The 16,209-nt window shown below is 44.9% G+C and carries 12 protein-coding genes; 2 read left to right on the top strand and 10 right to left on the bottom strand.

All coding sequences use genetic code 11. The annotated features are described in order from the left end of the window. Positions 1-32 precede the first annotated feature (32 nt). Positions 33-680, bottom strand: a complete 648-nt coding sequence (gene pyrE, locus HKI82_RS15865) for an orotate phosphoribosyltransferase (RefSeq protein WP_102962978.1) — start codon at positions 678-680, stop codon at positions 33-35. A 76-nt stretch (positions 681-756) separates the two neighbouring features. Further along, on the bottom strand, positions 757-1,473 hold the full coding sequence (rph, locus tag HKI82_RS15860) for a ribonuclease PH (protein ID WP_102954617.1): 717 nt from the start codon (positions 1,471-1,473) through the stop codon (positions 757-759). A gap of 223 nt (positions 1,474-1,696) precedes the next feature. Between rph and HKI82_RS15855 the strand changes: the two genes are divergently transcribed. Further along, positions 1,697-2,563 carry a YicC/YloC family endoribonuclease gene (locus HKI82_RS15855; protein ID WP_102941539.1) on the top strand — a complete coding sequence of 289 codons (867 nt, stop codon included), beginning with the start codon at positions 1,697-1,699 and terminating at the stop codon, positions 2,561-2,563. Between the two features lie 241 nt (positions 2,564-2,804). Here the strand turns inward: HKI82_RS15855 and HKI82_RS15850 are convergent, their stop codons facing one another. Further along, complete coding sequence (locus HKI82_RS15850) at positions 2,805-3,821, bottom strand: LacI family DNA-binding transcriptional regulator (RefSeq protein ID WP_102941538.1); 1,017 nt, start codon at positions 3,819-3,821, stop codon at positions 2,805-2,807. Positions 3,822-3,925: 104 nt separating this feature from the next. After that, on the bottom strand, positions 3,926-7,003 hold the full coding sequence (locus HKI82_RS15845) for a GH116 family glycosyl hydrolase (RefSeq protein WP_171138506.1): 3,078 nt from the start codon (positions 7,001-7,003) through the stop codon (positions 3,926-3,928). Between the two features lie 64 nt (positions 7,004-7,067). On the opposite strand from HKI82_RS15845, the gene HKI82_RS15840 reads away from it, so the two are divergent. Beyond that, positions 7,068-8,009, top strand: a complete 942-nt coding sequence (locus HKI82_RS15840; RefSeq protein ID WP_171138505.1) for an aldose 1-epimerase — start codon at positions 7,068-7,070, stop codon at positions 8,007-8,009. 50 nt (positions 8,010-8,059) lie between these two features. Here HKI82_RS15840 and HKI82_RS15835 read toward each other — a convergent pair whose 3' ends face one another. The 6 genes from HKI82_RS15835 to HKI82_RS15810 form a co-directional block, all read right to left on the bottom strand. After that, the gene (locus tag HKI82_RS15835; RefSeq protein ID WP_171138504.1) at positions 8,060-10,471 is read right to left on the bottom strand and encodes a glycoside hydrolase family 94 protein; all 2,412 of its coding nucleotides are present in this window, start codon (positions 10,469-10,471) and stop codon (positions 8,060-8,062) included. A gap of 76 nt (positions 10,472-10,547) precedes the next feature. Then, positions 10,548-11,639 (bottom strand): ABC transporter ATP-binding protein, encoded by a 1,092-nt coding sequence (locus tag HKI82_RS15830; protein ID WP_102941534.1) that lies wholly within the window; start codon positions 11,637-11,639, stop codon positions 10,548-10,550. After that, complete coding sequence (locus tag HKI82_RS15825; RefSeq protein ID WP_171138541.1) at positions 11,639-12,988, bottom strand: GH1 family beta-glucosidase; 1,350 nt, start codon at positions 12,986-12,988, stop codon at positions 11,639-11,641. The genes HKI82_RS15830 and HKI82_RS15825 overlap by 1 nt, the downstream gene beginning before the upstream one ends. A 9-nt stretch (positions 12,989-12,997) precedes the next feature. Further along, positions 12,998-13,804, bottom strand: coding sequence for a carbohydrate ABC transporter permease (locus HKI82_RS15820; protein WP_373417228.1), 807 nt, complete (start codon positions 13,802-13,804; stop codon positions 12,998-13,000). A 91-nt stretch (positions 13,805-13,895) separates the two neighbouring features. Further along, positions 13,896-14,885 (bottom strand): carbohydrate ABC transporter permease, encoded by a 990-nt coding sequence (locus HKI82_RS15815; protein ID WP_001076657.1) that lies wholly within the window; start codon positions 14,883-14,885, stop codon positions 13,896-13,898. Between the two features lie 63 nt (positions 14,886-14,948). After that, positions 14,949-16,193, bottom strand: a complete 1,245-nt coding sequence (locus tag HKI82_RS15810; RefSeq protein WP_000669764.1) for an ABC transporter substrate-binding protein — start codon at positions 16,191-16,193, stop codon at positions 14,949-14,951. Positions 16,194-16,209: the final 16 nt, after the last annotated feature.

Below are 16,209 nucleotides of genomic sequence, written 5' to 3'. Positions count from 1 at the left end.
GGGGCTTTTTCATATCTATCACGCTTTACCAATTAAGCGTTAATGCCATACTCAGCACGGTACGCTTTTACTGCATCAAGATGTTCGTTGTTCGTACCTTTCTCTTCAAGGTAAGTCACAAGATCAGTCAGGCTGACGATTGAAACCACTGCACAGCCAAAATCACGCTCAACTTCTTGAATAGCAGAAAGCTCACCTTTGCCTTTTTCTTGGCGGTCAATCGCAACCAATACACCCGCTAAATCAGCACCGTTCGCTTTAATGATTTCCATTGACTCACGAATCGCAGTACCAGCGGTGATAACGTCGTCCACCAACATAATACGACCTTCCAGTGCGCTACCGACTAAGTTACCACCTTCACCGTGGTCTTTCGCTTCTTTACGGTTGAAACAGTAAGGCGTGTCCACATCATGGTGATCAGCCAGAGCCACAGCAGTTGTTGTTGCGATTGGAATGCCTTTATAAGCAGGGCCAAACAACACATCGTAATCAATACCTGAGTCCACAAGCGCAGCGGCGTAGAAACGACCTAGGCGAGCCAAATCACGACCAGTGTTAAACAGACCAGCATTAAAAAAATAAGGGCTCTTACGGCCTGATTTCAAAGTAAACTCACCAAATTTTAGCACCTGTTTCTCAAGGGCAAACTCTATAAATTCACGCTGGTATGCTTTCATCTTTCTCTTCTCTTCCGTAGTTACTTAAAAAAACGTTACTTAAAAAAATAGCCCCCAATTGGGAGCTATAAAAACATCATTCTGCTAGAGCCAATTTTTGAACCTGGACGATATCGGCAATGCCTTTCTTGGCAACAGCCAGTAAATCAAGCAGTTGCTCGTGGCTAAACGGTTCGCCTTCAGCAGTACCTTGAATCTCGATCATCTTGCCTTCTTCTGTCATGACAACGTTCATGTCAGTGTCGGCTGCTGAGTCTTCTACATACTCAAGGTCACAAAGTACCTCTTCACCAAGAATGCCGACAGACACCGCAGCTACGTGGCCTTTCATTGGGTTCTTTTTCAAGCGGCCATCAGCAACCAGCTTTGCAAACGCATCCGCCAATGCAACGCTAGCACCAGTAATAGAAGCGGTACGTGTACCACCATCTGCTTGAATAACATCACAGTCCACTGTGATCATCACTTCAGGCATGGCTTCTAAATCCACCACTGCACGCAAGCTACGCGCAATCAGACGTTGAATTTCCATGGTGCGGCCACCCTGTTTGCCACTTGCCGCTTCACGACGAGTACGCGAGTGTGTTGCACGAGGTAACATGCCATATTCCGCCGTCACCCAGCCTTTACCTTGACCTTTCAACCAACGTGGCACGCCTTCTTCAACGCTGGCATTACATAGCACTTTGGTGTTGCCAAATTCAACTAACACAGAGCCTTCTGCATATGCCGTGTACTGACGAGTGATTTTAATTGGACGAACTTGATCTGCAGCTCGATTGTCTGGACGCATAAGGTATTTACCTGTGTTGTGGAAACAAAGCTGTGTTAGTAAAACTAAGTCGGTAAAAACTCAGCCGGTAACCGAAATTTATTGGGCGAGGATTATATAGGAATTCCGATTCAGTTCCTAGGTGTGAATCTTCAACAACGAGATTAGCGCTCACCTATCCCATGTGTTTGTATGCTACTATTAGCGCTAATTAAATTGCAGAAGATTAATCAAGGATTCACTGATGATTTACAGTATGACGGCGTATGCACGCAAAGAAGTCAAAGGCGATTGGGGTAGCGCAGTATGGGAGATTCGTTCGGTAAACCAGCGTTACCTAGAAACTTACTTCCGCTTACCAGAACAATTTCGTAGCCTAGAGCCTGTGCTTCGTGAACGTTTTCGTCAGCGTTTAGCGCGCGGTAAAGTCGAGTGTAACCTGCGCTTTGAAGCAAACCCTGCTGCGCAAAGTGAACTTAAAATCAATGAAGCGTTAGCACATCAAGTGATTAAAGCCGCGGGTCAGGTTATGCACATGACTGGTGAACTGACTCGTATCAACCCATTTCAGGTGATGCAATGGCCGGGTGTAATGGAAACGCCTGAGCAAGATATGGATGCCATTAACCAAACGCTTCTAGAAGCGTTCGACGAAGCGGTTAAAGAGTTTATTGATGCTCGCGGTCGTGAAGGCGAAAACATGAAAGAGTTGATTGAGCAGCGTTTGGTTGCGATCAGCGAAGAAGTAGTGAAAGTTCGCGCACGTATGCCTGAAATTCTGCAATGGCAACGTGAGCGTCTGTTCAACAAGTTTGAAGAAGCAAAAGTTGAGTTAGACCCAACGCGAGTAGAACAAGAGCTGATTCTTCTAGCACAAAAATCCGATGTTGCTGAAGAGCTGGATCGCTTAGATTCTCACGTCAAAGAAGCACGCAATGTGATGAAAAAAGGCGGCGCTTGTGGCCGTAAACTGGATTTCATGATGCAAGAGTTCAACCGTGAATCAAACACGTTAGCATCCAAATCAATCAGCACTGACATCACTGCTTCAGGTGTAGAACTTAAAGTGCTTATCGAGCAAATGCGTGAGCAAATTCAAAATATCGAATAACTCTAGTTCCAAATTCTAAAATGCACAAAGCCCTTATTTATAAGGGCTTTTTATTAGTTCAAAACCAAGCATAATTCATTGTTTCAATCTGTTTTACGATTCTTCACTTGCTTGAAAGTAAGCGATTTCATAGCGAATAGTTTGATGTCTATGCACAAAAAAAACCTAAAAATGCCTATTTTTCCCTTCGTGATACTACTAACACTTGCCTCTGAGCGTATGAATCTGTTTCAAAAAAATCTCATCGATAAATCGACTTGGTAGACTGACGAACGATAAGATCAATCGGAGGTAATCTCACTTCATGTCGCTCTCCGGAAAGCAAATTCAGCATAGATCTCGCACATAAAGCACCAATTTCTTCTATTGGCTGGCGTAAGGTGGTCAATGCCGGTGTGAAATATTGTGATACGGGTAAATCATCAAACCCAATCACCGAGACATCTTCTGGTACTTTGTAACCATGGTCAGTCAGCGCTTTGATCGCGCCATAAGCCGTTTGGTCATTGGCTGCAAACAGTGCTGAGAAATGCACTTTTGATTCGATTAATTCCACCGTCATTTGATAGCCGGTTTCTGATCTAAAATCGCCCTGCTTAATCAGCTTAGGATTAGGTTTGATATTCGCTTCAAGCAAAGCTTTTTTATAGCCTTTAAGACGTGCTCTTGAGTCTGGTTGACTCTCTAGCCCTTTAATATGAGCGATGTTCATATGACCGAGTTGTAACAAGTGCAAAGTAGCAATATAGCCACCCATCACGTTGTCCAAATTCAGTGAACGGATGTTTTCGCCCTCGATGTTATAGCCTACCGCTACCACAGGGATTGATTCCGCGGTTTTCAAAATCATTTGTTCGCTTAGGCTACCAGTCACAATGATCAAGCCATCAACTGAGCACTTCATTAAGTATTCAAGCGCATGCATCTCCAGCTTGTTCTGCCAATGCCCGGTCGCCAGCACTAAAGAATAGCCCTGTGCCAACAGAACTCGTTCCATATCATTGAGAATGCTACTGGTGTACGGACTGTCAGGATGCTGTACTAGGACACCAATCGTCATAGAGCGACGACTTTTATCCTGCTGCATCTGGAAGTTTGGCTTGTAGCCTAGAGAGGTGATGGCTTGTTCGATCTTATGACTCTTCTCTTCCGCAACATAGGTCGTTCGGTTCAAAAAGCGTGAAACGGTGCTGGGTGATACTCCAGCCAATTTTGCTACATCATAAACAGTTGGAGCTTTTTTCTTTTTGTTGGTCATAAGACTTACCCCCTCGTTCTTTTTTTATAAGTATATGAAGCATAAAGTGGGATTGGCTTTTACACTCAATCCCACATAATCCGCCTTTGAACTACCTAATCACTCTATCTATAGAGATAGGCGTAGATCATTCCAGGACGGAAATAGCGTCCGGCTGTGTATTTCAAACCGGTACCCAACAACCAAGTGTGGAGTTCACGATAGTCGACGTTTGAAGGTAAGTTGGACAAACTCAGCGCAAACTCCTCAATGTTTTGAGTCAGCTCTGGATTCACCCGACCATCAGCAAACAAGTGACCAACCTTCTGTAAATGCAGTAACAACTCACTCGCCACCTCTGACGCTAAGTCAAAGCGTTGTGCAATATCGTTGTCGCTTACAGTAACAGAGCAGTTAAACCCTTCCGGAGCAGCGAAAGGAATTTTTGCCATGCTGTAAAGTGCCTGATATACCGCGTCCATCAAACGTTCTGCTTGCACTTGCTTACCCGCAAGACGCAGTGCAGTCGCAACACTAAACTGAACGCCAATCCAAACATCTTGCGCTTGAAACGCATCGTGAGGTCTACCATCTGCCAGCGTCATATTCGCAACACCCAATTTAGGACTGTTGGTAATAAAGTTGGTTTGATAGATAAAATCTAGCGTACGTTCAATGCGTGATGAATCAAACAAGCCCGGTAAATCGACCAGTTTCAGATAGCTGTCCGCCAATAGTGCATCACCAAAACTGTTGTCGGAATCCGCTTCCAACTTGGCAAATTCAGCACTGAATGCTTGCGGCGCTAGCTCGATCAGTCGTTGTTTCTTAGCCAAACGTTGGTCTCGCTTGCTGATACTACTCTCTACGTCGTAAGCATCTAAATAAGCGTTGACCAAGCTAGCGTCATGTACGGTATTACCCGTCAACGTTAAGCCAAGTTTTTCAAGTGATTCAAAACCGTTTTCGGTTAAATGCTTAGCCTGTACTGGTGTGATGAAGAAATGGTAGTAGCCTTTTTGCTCATCCCAAAGTCCGCGCTCTAATGTTTCAAGAGCTTCCTTAGAACGTTGCGTATACCCCTGAGCCAGCTCTTCCTCACCGACTAACAACGCCAGTTCACTTGCTGCGCGCAACCCTGCTACCCATAAGCTACCACAGTAGATTGAAACACCATGAGAAGCAAGATTATCAAAGGTATCATCAGTACCACGGGTCAAAGGCAGAGTGTCTCCATCTTCAATAAGATTGGTCAGATAATCGATACTCTCTTTCACGGATGACCAGCAACTTTCCACCACTTCGCGGTCGCCCGTTTTTTGCCAGTGGCGATACACCATCAGAATGAATTTAGGCGCTAAGTCTTTCCACTCTTTGACGTTATGCCAACTGTAAGCATCTGGCTCAATATCAAAAGGACTGCCCAGATCGTGAATGACTGCCCCACGTTCTGCTCTGCTTCCCTGATATTTCTCGTCCACCAGCTCTGCATAAGGCTTATCTTCATATTCCCAGTAGCGTCGCAGCTTTTCGTCACCGTTTAAGATGGCTTTGGCGAAGTGTTTCATTACGCAGCCATCAAGCTCTGGAAGTAGATAGAGCAGAGAAAATGAACCGTAGAAATACACATCCAGTGAGTTAAAAAATGGGTAATCAACACACTCTTTCACCAGAAGTACGTTTTCCTTATCCCATACCGTAGATTCCGCTAAGAAGGACAAGCTGTTCATCGCCATGGTGGCGAAACGAAGCGCACTGTCATTATCAACAAAGGTTTGGCTGGCATTATCAAGGAACTCGCGCTGTTGACTGATAATGTTTTGCTCGATCTCGCTCAGTCTCGGCAAAGTCTGATTGAGAATAGATTGCGCTCGCGATTGAGCATCAAAGTAACGGGCATAAGCTTTTTCACTTTCCCAACCATCCAATAGGATTTTGCTGTGATCCATCACTTGAGCAAATCGAAGTGCAATCGTCTCACCAGGTTTAAGAGTCACTTGCACACAGACCAAAGCACTTAAAGGCTCTCGGCCACTATAGATACCACGATCAAAATGTGCATTGGTGCGGCCTGTTTTTAATGCTCGCTCAACTTGTTGATCCGCTTTGCTGCAGTAGACTTGAGGCTTGACGGTCACCGTTACTTGCTCAGCCGCTACCCCATCAAATTGGGTATGCACGCCATACAAAACCTCACCAGAGATATCGCCATCATAAGGTGAGTTCGATGTCATACTCACGCCATGGAACTCAAAACCAGCTCCTGAGATAGTTACTGGCTGATGTTGTTGGCTAATGGCATTTTGAACTAAGTGACAACAAGAATCCTGAACACCTTCACGTGCTTTCTTATAGGTTGAACCAATCAAATTGTGTAACGGCTGAACCAAGGTGACAAGCTGAGTTTTGTCACTACGGTTACTCATCTCGAAGTGGTTCCAGTGCATCGGCAAGCTACAAAGCATTTGGTCGTTTTTCACAATAGGTGAAATGACCTGACGCGTTAGCGCAACAGACTCAAGCCCTTGATATTCGTACTCTGCGATCGGATAAAGAGCACGGTACTCTATGTTGCTTGGATCAATAGATTCAACGCTTGAACCATTATTAGCCGTCAGCGACAGAGCTCGTGCCGAGTTGTTTACCAATAAACCATTGAAGAAATCGATCACAACAAGTAACTGGGTTTCAAGGCTAGAAGGATCGTTGGTGATCGCTTGTTGGGTTTTATCTGAAAATTCAATCTGCCAACGTTCAAAGTTGGATTTATTATTTAGATAGAACAAGCCTGAACGCAAACAATTATTTATTCCAGAAAGAATAGAATCTTTATTGTCGGCATGAAAAACATTAAAAGAAAAATCCGCAGGATAATATTTTAAGAACAGTAATAACTCGCCGACATTTGGTATGTCCAAATTATCCAGAGAGTGCTCATCCATCACAGAAAAATAAAAGTCATTAAAGTGAATACTTTCATACTCACAATCAACAAATATGCCTGGAATAAAGCTAAAGTTTGGGGTGTTACCTTGCGGGGTTAAGGTAAATGTCGACCCTATGCCACCCACAGCCATCCCTGTATTAGCAGGAGTTGTTGAGATCGGGGTATACCAAGGCTGAAGAAACTCAACGGCATTCCCTTTACTACATAATGCACCCGCTTGACCTGAATACGATGTATATGGAATTTTATTTATCATAATTTCAAATCCAATATTGAATATTTAAACTCATCCTTTAATATCTAAAAAAAGGAGAATACTTATGTTTAAATTAATTAAAAACAATTTTGGGGAACTCAATTCCACAACCATATTAAACTCTGAACTTGGAATTCAAGTCGATATTATTCAAGACTTCGGTGCTATCATTAATCAATATCGAGTTAACCACAGTCCATTTTCATTTATTGTGGGATACCAAGACAGTCATGATTTAATTCAATCTCATCCTTTCTTTTCGCGTAGCGCAAAGCTCTTCCCCTTCCCAAATCGCCTAAAAGCAGGCCAATACCGCTATAGACAACGTGATTACACACTGGCAGCCAACTTTCCATGGTCTGAGCATGCAGTACACGGTTTGCTCTATAACCAACCTTTTAAACTGGTCGCGCATGAAGCCAATAGTGAACACGCCGAAGCCACATTTCGCTTTGAAACCACTAAATTAGCGGATGGGTATCCCTTCGCGTTTCGCCTTGATGTCCGTTATCGGATTGATTATCAAGGAACCTTAAGCTGCAATACGACCATTACCAACTTAGGTACCGAACATTTCCCATTTGGAGATGCATGGCACCCCTACTTTTCTCTTGGCTGTGACCTCAAACATTGTCAGCTCACTATGGCGGCTCATACCGAGATCGAACACCAACACGATTTACCTACTGGGCAATATCTCTCTAGCAACGTCTTCTCTATCCCAACTTCATTGGAAGGCGTTAACCTCAATAACTGCTACCAGTTCAGTGACTCTTCAGAGCAAACTCTTGAACTGATACGTGATGACAAGAGCGCTTCTTTGCAGTTCAACCAAGGCAAGGGCTACTCGTTCGTGCAACTCTACACGCCTCCTGCGGAGCCTAGTATTGCGATTGAGCCAATGACCTGCCCAGCTGATGCATTCAATAATCACATTGGTCTACTGGAGCTGGCTCCAGAGGAAACCGTTCAATTTGAGTGGCAATGCCAAGCCACATTTATCTAGTTCTATTGGCGAGTTCAAAAAGTGGGGAGCGCAATGCTCCCCCTCATTCACTAGCCGAGTCTTACCTCTACTTGATGTTCACCTTCAGTAAACACTGGCACTTTGTTCCCTGCTAGGACTTCACCATTCACGCGTAACTCCGCCACACCTTTGCTTACCTTGTCTGGGTTAATTACGTGAATATGGTAGGTAGCACCACGGAACTGACGTTTAACCCGAAACTCTTTCCAATCAGATGGAATACAAGGATCAACAATCAAACCATCAATGTCAGGACGCACGCCCAAAATCCATTGTGTTCCGGCAACATAAGTCCATGAAGATGTGCCCGATAGCCAAGCGTTTCGGCCAAGACCAAACTGCGGATGCTCATCACCAAGAATGTTTTGCGGGTAGCAGTAAGGTTCTGATTCAAAGATATCAATCACATCATTCTTTGATGCTGGGTTGATTTGGCGGTAGTACTCGTAGGCACGATCACCGTTACCCATTTTCGCTTCAGCAATCATCACCCACGGGTTTGAGTGGAGGAAAATACCGCCATTTTCTTTCGCACCCGGTGGGTAAGTTGAAACACCACCAAGGTTCGGGTTAAAGCCATTGTAGCCAGGGGTTGAAAGCTTAATACCGTTTGCCGTATTGAGTTTGGTGTATACCGAGTTAAGCGCCTGAGTCGCGCGCTCTTGCTCAGCAAAGCCTGCAATCACTGGCCAGCTTTGACCATTGGTATAGATTTGCCCCTGCGCATTGGTATGAGAACCGACAGGTTGTCCCTGCTCGTCAAAGTAACGAACAAACCACTCACCATCCCAGCCACATTGGTTAACGATGGCCTTCATCTGCTCATACTGTGCCTGATATTGCGTTGCACGATCATCTTCACCGCGCAAGCGGCAGAGATCGAGCATATCGAGTAGCGCTTTACCGTACATGCTGGCAACCATTAGAGACTCAGCACCTGTTGGCAAGTTCACCGTATCGTTCCAGTCAGCGAAACCAAGCAGTGGCAAGCCATGTTGACCAGTATTACCACGAGTGAACTCAATCGCGCGGCATAAGTGTTCCCACACGCTCGCTGATTCAAGCGGTTTGCCTTGCTTATCTTTTTGATAGAACGGAATTAGCTTATCGAGAAACGCTGCATTACCAGTTTCTTTGACGTACTGGGTTACAGCATAAACAATCCACAAGTGGTCATCGCCATAGTAATCAGGGCGATCTTCTTCTTCACGAGAGTCACCTGCGTTCGCTTCCATCGTAGATGGGAAGAACTGGTGCATTGCTGAACCATCAACGTTTTGTACCGAAAGCAGACGCTCGATAAACTCGCGCGCTTCTTCAGGCATATGAGTGATAACACCAAGAGTGTCTTGCGAAGAGTCTCGGAAACCAATGCCGCGAGCACCGTAGCCAAGCTGATACAAAGACAAATAGCGTGACCAGTTTTTCGTTGTATGACACTGACGTGGGTTGTGAATGTTCAGCATTGAGTTCATTGCTGGGTCAGGCGTTTCAACCTGAACTGCCGCAAGATAGTTGTCCCAATGAGTAGCCAGAGCGTCAAACGCCTTATCCACTTCTTGATGATCACGATACTTCGCAAGCATAGATTCAGCTTGTGCTAGGCTCGGCATTTGCGTTAGCTGTACAACGGTACGCTCGTTCTGCTGTGGGGCTAACCAACCTAAACGCAAGTTTAATGCGCCAATATTGTCACCACGCAGACATTCACTATTACCCAGTTCAGCAGTAAACAATTTTTCAGGCGCAGCCCAGCTGCCATAACCCATGTTACCGAGGAACTTCTGGCGGTCACCATCAAATGAAGTCGCTGGGCGATCTGCCGTCATCAGATTTACCGCGTAGTCACGTTTCATAAAGGCATACTGCTCTAGAACTGTATGTCCAGACGCTTGTTGATGCGCTTTCAAAGTCATGGTCTGAGGCACCCAGTCTGCGTTAACCAGTTGTTTTAACGCGTCAAAATGGGTGAATTCAAACACAGGCACAACATCTACATGCAGCTCTTCATCACTGATGTTAGTCACTTTGATGTCCTCAAGTAGCACAGGAGCATCTTTAGGCACAAACAGCGTTACTTCACATCGAACCCCATAACCTTCTGAAATGATTTTTGTGTAAGAAAGACCGGTGTGGTTTTCGAACTTTTCCAGCGGTTTTAATGTTGGCGTGTAAAAAGGTGAAAATACTTCAACGTTACCTTCACGGTTAGTCACTTTCAGATAAACAGTAGAGCCTTTAAAGTCTGAGTTAGGCAGTTGGGTAATGTATTTGGTGATGCGGTTCAGCGCAGGGTCACCTTTACACAAAACAACACCACCGTTACTGTCAACCAGACCGCCAAACTCCAGTGTACCTACATAGTTACACCACTTAATCGGTGTACAAGGAGTGGTGGCGATATATTCTTTATTGTTATCGTCAAAATATCCGAATTTCATATCACTATCCTTAGCTCCCATACGTGTGGGAGCTAACTATTAAATTGATTCTTGGGTCTTATATTGAGACTGGTTACTAGTGAGCCAGTGATTTTTCACTCAGTGCGTCAAACAAGTGAATAGCATCCAGGTCAACGTAAAGCGTCTGTTCTTTACTCTCTACTTCTGCTGCCTGTGTTTCTACAGTCAAAGGTTGACCGCTCACTTCTGTTCTCAGCAGGATGCTTGCGCCAAGCAACTCTTTGTCTTTGATAGTGACTGGAATCGGCAACACACGGTCATGATCAACTTGCTCTGGACGCAAGTGGATATCGGTTGGTCGAATGCCAAAGTGCAGAGCAAGATTCTTAGAAGCATGCGCTTTAAAACGCTCAGGGAGTGGAATCTTCACATCACCCAAAAGAATAAAATATTCATTCTGCTCACTAATCAATTTCGCATCTAACATGTTCATTGACGGGTTACCGATGAACTGTGCAACAAACTTGTTTGCAGGACGTTTAAACACTTCCGTTGGAGTACCAACCTGTGCCACATAACCGTCTTTCAGAATCACGATGCGATCAGCCAATGTCATCGCTTCGATCTGGTCATGAGTTACATAGATAGTGGTTGTTTTCAGTTCACGATGTAGCTGTTTGATCTCTTCACGCATCACACCACGTAGCTTGGCATCAAGGTTAGATAGCGGTTCATCAAATAAGAATACTTTCGGCGTACGAACCATCGCACGGCCCATCGCAACACGCTGACGTTGACCACCAGAAAGCTCTTTCGGTTTACGGTCCAGTAGCGCTTCTAGCTCCAGCATTTTGGCAGCTTTGCGAACTTCCACGTCGATGTCAGCTTTATTCATTCCTTTAAGCTTGAGAGCAAAGGCAATGTTTTCATACACAGTCATATGTGGGTACAGAGCATAGCTTTGGAACACCATCGCCAAATCGCGATCTTTAGCGTCAATCTTGTTCATCAACTTATCGTCAACATAGATTTCGCCAGAAGAGATGTCTTCAAGACCCGCAAGCATACGTAGCGTAGTTGACTTACCACAGCCAGAAGGACCAAGGAAAACCACGAATTCGCCATCATTTACTGTGAAATCAAAGTGCTTAACAACGTCCACATTTCCAAAAGACTTTTTAATTTTACGAAATTCTACTTTAGCCATTACTTGTTCTCCTCGGCGCGCTCTAGAAGCATATTGCGGTACGCAATAGCGCTCTGCTTCAATGTTCTTTTCTGGGTTACATAGTCAACATGGACGATGCCGAAACGCTGTTCATAGCCAAATGCCCATTCGAAGTTATCCATTAAACTCCAAGCAAAATAACCATCGACACGAACACCTGCACGGATAGCGTTGTCAACCGCTTCTAGGTGAGTTTGGAAATAACGAACACGTTGCTCATCGTTAACTTCACCATCAATAATTGAATCGTTACCAGCTGCACCATTTTCCGTAACGTATAAAGGCGGTACATTGTCGTAACGCTGATCGAGCCTTACTAGAAGATCCGTTAGGCCTTGCGGATACATTTCCCAACCGATGTGAGTGTATTCAGCACCTTCTGGCTTAATTGTTTCAATCTCATTTTGCTCATTGAAACGAGCAACACTGCGGCTGTAATAGTTAATACCGATGTAATCCACTGGTGCCGACATGATTTCTAAGTCGCCCGCTAGGATCATTGGCATATTGGCTTTTTGTTTTTCAACTACAGCACTCGGATATTGCCCCTTGAGTACAGGGTCGATGAACCAATGGAAGTTCTCTGCTTCACAGTAGTCAGCCGCCGCTTGGTCTTTATCCGTAGCCGGATAGCTCGGTGTTGCGTTAAATACGATGCCATGCATAGACTCAGGCGCATTTTTTCTTAGCACTGGCATAGCTAAACCATGGCCTAACATCAGGTGATGGGCTGCTAGATAGCCTTCTTTATCACCTTTAATACCCGGAGCATGTTGACCCCAACGGTAGCCTAAGAAAGCAGCAACGAATGGTTCATTGAGTGTGGTATATACATCGATCTTGTTGCCAAAATGCGCGCTGACGACTTCAGCGTATTCAGCAAACTTGTACGCTGTTTCACGGTTAAGCCAACCACCTTTGTCTTCCAAATATTGAGGAAGGTCCCAATGGTAAAGCGTCACATAAACTTGCATACCACGAGCATGACATTCATCGATGATCTGCTCATAGAACTTAAGACCTTCAGGATTAACCACGCCGTCTTGAGGCAGGATTCTTGGCCATGCAATCGATAAGCGGTACGCATCCACACCTAGGTCTGCAATCATTTCGATATCTTGCTTCCACAAGTGGTAGTGGTCACAAGCAACATCTCCGTTGTCACCTTTATCAACTTTGCCTGGTACCTTACAAAACGTATCCCAAATAGAAGGTGTACGACCACCTTCATGAATACCGCCTTCGATCTGATAAGAAGACGTCGCGACACCGAAAACAAAATCTTGAGTAAGTAGTGCCGAGTCTTTCGGCAGCTGATATTTATTAATTGTCATTTTTTAACCTTTTACTGCACCGGACGTTAAGCCACTAATCATCTGTTTAGACGCGAATAGATAAGTCACAACCAGAGGAAGAATCGAGATAGTGGTGCCCAACATTACTGCTCCCCAAGGAGTATTAGGAATACCTTGTACACTTCGTAGTGCTTGCGTAATCACGTAGTTTTCTGGTGAGTTCAGTACTACTAGAGGTTGCATAAACATGTTCCAGAAGAAGACGAACTGAACGATAGCCAGAGTGGCAAGTGCTGGTTTCATCAAGGGTAATACCACGCTCCAATACGTTCTGAACTCACCCGCACCATCCAGTTTCGCCGCTTCTAGTAGCTCTTTTGGAATCGAAGCCACTACGTGTTGACGCATCAGGAAAATACCAAATGGAGTGGTAGTAAACGGAAGCCATACCGCCACGTGGTTATCCAACAAGCCTAGGAATTTCACAATCATGAAATACGGGATCAGGCTTAACACTGGCGGAATCATCATCGAACCGACCAACATGCCAAACAGGATGTTTTTGCCACGGAACTTAAATACCGCAAACGCATATCCGCCCATACTACAGAACAGCAACGAAATGGTTGTTCCTAGGAACGCAACGTAAATAGAGTTAAACATTGCCTGCCAAAACGGCATGATTTGTTGAAGTTTGGCGTAGTTGATAGCAAGGCTGTCACCAATAGCAAAACTGATTCCTGTACCGAAGATCTCCCCACGGTCACGCGTAGAAAGCAGAGCTGACCAAATGAATGGAAAGACAGTGATAACGGCTGACACAATCAGGACAAGTGCCAAAACAACCATCAAGATCTTAGTGAAACTTTCAATCACTCGATCGCTAGGCTTAATCGAAGCCCACAATGACGAGTTTGATGTAACAGATTGAGTCGTCATGTTATTGCTCCCCCAAACCTTTTTTACCGAAGAAGAAGAATTGAACCATGGTACAAGCGGCAATCAGCGCAAACAGCAACCAAGAGATAGCTGACGCCGTACCCATTTCAAGCCATTCCCAGCCCACTTTGTACAAATACATAGAGATAGTAAGACCAGCCTGACCAGTACCGCCGCCGCCGCGCGTCAACACGAACGGTTCTTCAAACAACTGTAAGTTACCAATGATGGTCATAGTTACAGCGAAGAAAACAAACGGGCGAATCATAGGTAGTGAAATGTTCCAGAAGCGACGTAGTGCGTTAGCACCGTCCATACGGGCAGCTTCAAGAATGTCTTTTGGAATCGTCATTAAGCCTGTGGTGTACAGTACGATGTTGAAACCTGTGTACTTCCAGAACACCATGATAGCGATAGATGGCTTAATCAAAGTTGCATCATCCAACCAGCGAATTGGCTGAAAATCATTCACCCATGCAAATGCCCAACCAAACAGTGAACTGTCTGCCAGCGCCATCAAAGTCTGGTTGATGATGCCTGAGTTTGGTGAATACATGTTGAAGAAGATCAGTGATGCCGCAACCGTAGAAGTGATGTACGGAAGAAAATACGCTGATGTCAACCAATGACGGATTTTATCCCCCATCGAAACAAGAATGTACGCAACCGGAATGGCAATTAAGTGCTGAGCTAGGCCAGATGTAATCGCTAACCAAAAGGTATTTTGCAGAGAACGCCATAGCCATGGGTCTGTGAGAGCGATTTGGTAGTTTTCAACGCCCACATATTCCATCGCTCCCAGCCCTTCCACAGGGTTCCATGAGTGAAACGACAAGAAAACAGAAAAAAGTAACGGAAAAATTCCAAATACAGAGAAAATAACTAAAAATGGCAACAGAAACGAATACGGTGTAAGCGCTTTCAAATTCAGGCGAGAAAAAAGGCTTTCGCCGCCTGATGTTTTCACTGAGTTACCTGTAGATTGGTTCATAGTAACAACCCCTTACCTAGGGAGGCGTAAGTAACGCCTCCCAAAAATTAAAACAACTCTAGCTTACATGTTACGCGTACGACGTTTAATCAAGCGCTCAGCTTCTTCAAGCGCAGTCTTGATATCTTTGCCTTCGTCTAACACTTCCATCAGTGCATTTTCTAGAATGATAGAGCGCGCCACGTGGTCACCTTTCGCTGGTGCAACAGGCTTGATATTTTTCGCCACTTCAGCAAACAACAAACGAGCTTTCTGACCACCTAAGAAAGGCATTTCTTGTTCAAACAAAGCGTCATCGTAAGTGGTTACGTTAGCAGGGAATGCTGCGATAGTTTCAAAGTGTTTAAGCTGTACATCACGACGAGTGGTCATGTATTCAATTAGCTTCCACGCTTCATCTTGTTTAGTTGATTGGGTAGGGATAGAAAGGAAAGAACCACCCCAGCTGCCGTAGATACCGTCAGGTAGGTGAGATACACCCCATTTGCCTGCAGTTCCCGGAGCAATCCAGTTGTTTAAGTGACCAAGTAGCCAAGCACCAGATAACTGAGTTGCAAACGTACCGTTACGGAAGCCTTCGTACCACTCGTTTGACCAAGCTAAAATTTTTCCATCTAAGCCTTTGTCACGAATTTCCTTCGCAACTTCAAATGCGTGCACAAAACGCTCAGAAGTGACCACTGGGTTACCTTCTTTGTCGAAGTACAAACCTTCGCCTTCAGGTACTGTGGTAAAGATAATCGCTTGTGCAACGTCTGCCGCTGAAGCAATCAACTGAATGTTTTTCGCTTTTAGCTTTTCGCCGGCTTTGATGTATGAATCCCAGTCTTTGATCGCTTCACTAACGTCAATACCCGCGTTTTTGAAGATGTCGGTACGGTAGTACATAACACCGGGACCCAGGTCGACAGGTATACCGTAAACTGAGCCATCAGCGCCTTTACCTTGCGTCCAAGCATACGGAGCAAAACGGTCAGCATACTTATCAGCACCGTATTTTTCAGACAAGTTAACTAAGCCACCAGACGCTACAAATGGACCAATTTTCTCTACATCCACAACGATCACATCACCAGCGCCTGAGCCTGTTGCAAGGTTAGTCGTTAGCTTAGTGTGGTGGTCACCGTGGTTGTTCATCAGGTAATCAACCTTGATGCCCGTTTCTTTCTCGAAGTCAGGTAGCAGAACTTTCAAGCTGCTATCAAAATCAGGGAAACCATCAAAACGGATCTGGCTATCAGCTGCGGTTGCCGTTGTAGCAAGTCCCAGCGCAATCGCACTCGAAAGTGCTAAGGTCTTAAATTTCATGCTTTATCCTTAATGT

The organism is Vibrio plantisponsor (assembly GCF_013041605.1).
Taxonomy (GTDB): Bacteria; Pseudomonadota; Gammaproteobacteria; order Enterobacterales; family Vibrionaceae; genus Vibrio; species Vibrio plantisponsor.
Note: the sequence above shows the minus strand (reverse complement) of the source record. Positions and strands in the feature narration are given on the sequence as shown.

Bases quoted from the DNA above. Each gene is read 5' to 3' on its own strand.
- HKI82_RS15810 (WP_000669764.1), bottom strand. From the start codon at position 16,193: ATGAAATTTAAGACCTTAGCACTTTCGAGTGCGATTGCGCTGGGACTT.
- HKI82_RS15830 (WP_102941534.1), bottom strand. From the start codon at position 11,639: ATGGCTAAAGTAGAATTTCGTAAAATTAAAAAGTCTTTTGGAAATGTG.
- HKI82_RS15850 (WP_102941538.1), bottom strand. From the start codon at position 3,821: ATGACCAACAAAAAGAAAAAAGCTCCAACTGTTTATGATGTAGCAAAA.
- HKI82_RS15855 (WP_102941539.1), top strand. From the start codon at position 1,697: ATGATTTACAGTATGACGGCGTATGCACGCAAAGAAGTCAAAGGCGAT.
- HKI82_RS15835 (WP_171138504.1), bottom strand. From the start codon at position 10,471: ATGAAATTCGGATATTTTGACGATAACAATAAAGAATATATCGCCACC.
- HKI82_RS15820 (WP_373417228.1), bottom strand. From the start codon at position 13,804: ATGGTTGTTTTGGCACTTGTCCTGATTGTGTCAGCCGTTATCACTGTC.
- HKI82_RS15840 (WP_171138505.1), top strand. From the start codon at position 7,068: ATGTTTAAATTAATTAAAAACAATTTTGGGGAACTCAATTCCACAACC.
- HKI82_RS15845 (WP_171138506.1), bottom strand. From the start codon at position 7,003: ATGATAAATAAAATTCCATATACATCGTATTCAGGTCAAGCGGGTGCA.
- HKI82_RS15815 (WP_001076657.1), bottom strand. From the start codon at position 14,885: ATGAACCAATCTACAGGTAACTCAGTGAAAACATCAGGCGGCGAAAGC.
- rph (WP_102954617.1), bottom strand. From the start codon at position 1,473: ATGCGTCCAGACAATCGAGCTGCAGATCAAGTTCGTCCAATTAAAATC.
- pyrE (WP_102962978.1), bottom strand. From the start codon at position 680: ATGAAAGCATACCAGCGTGAATTTATAGAGTTTGCCCTTGAGAAACAG.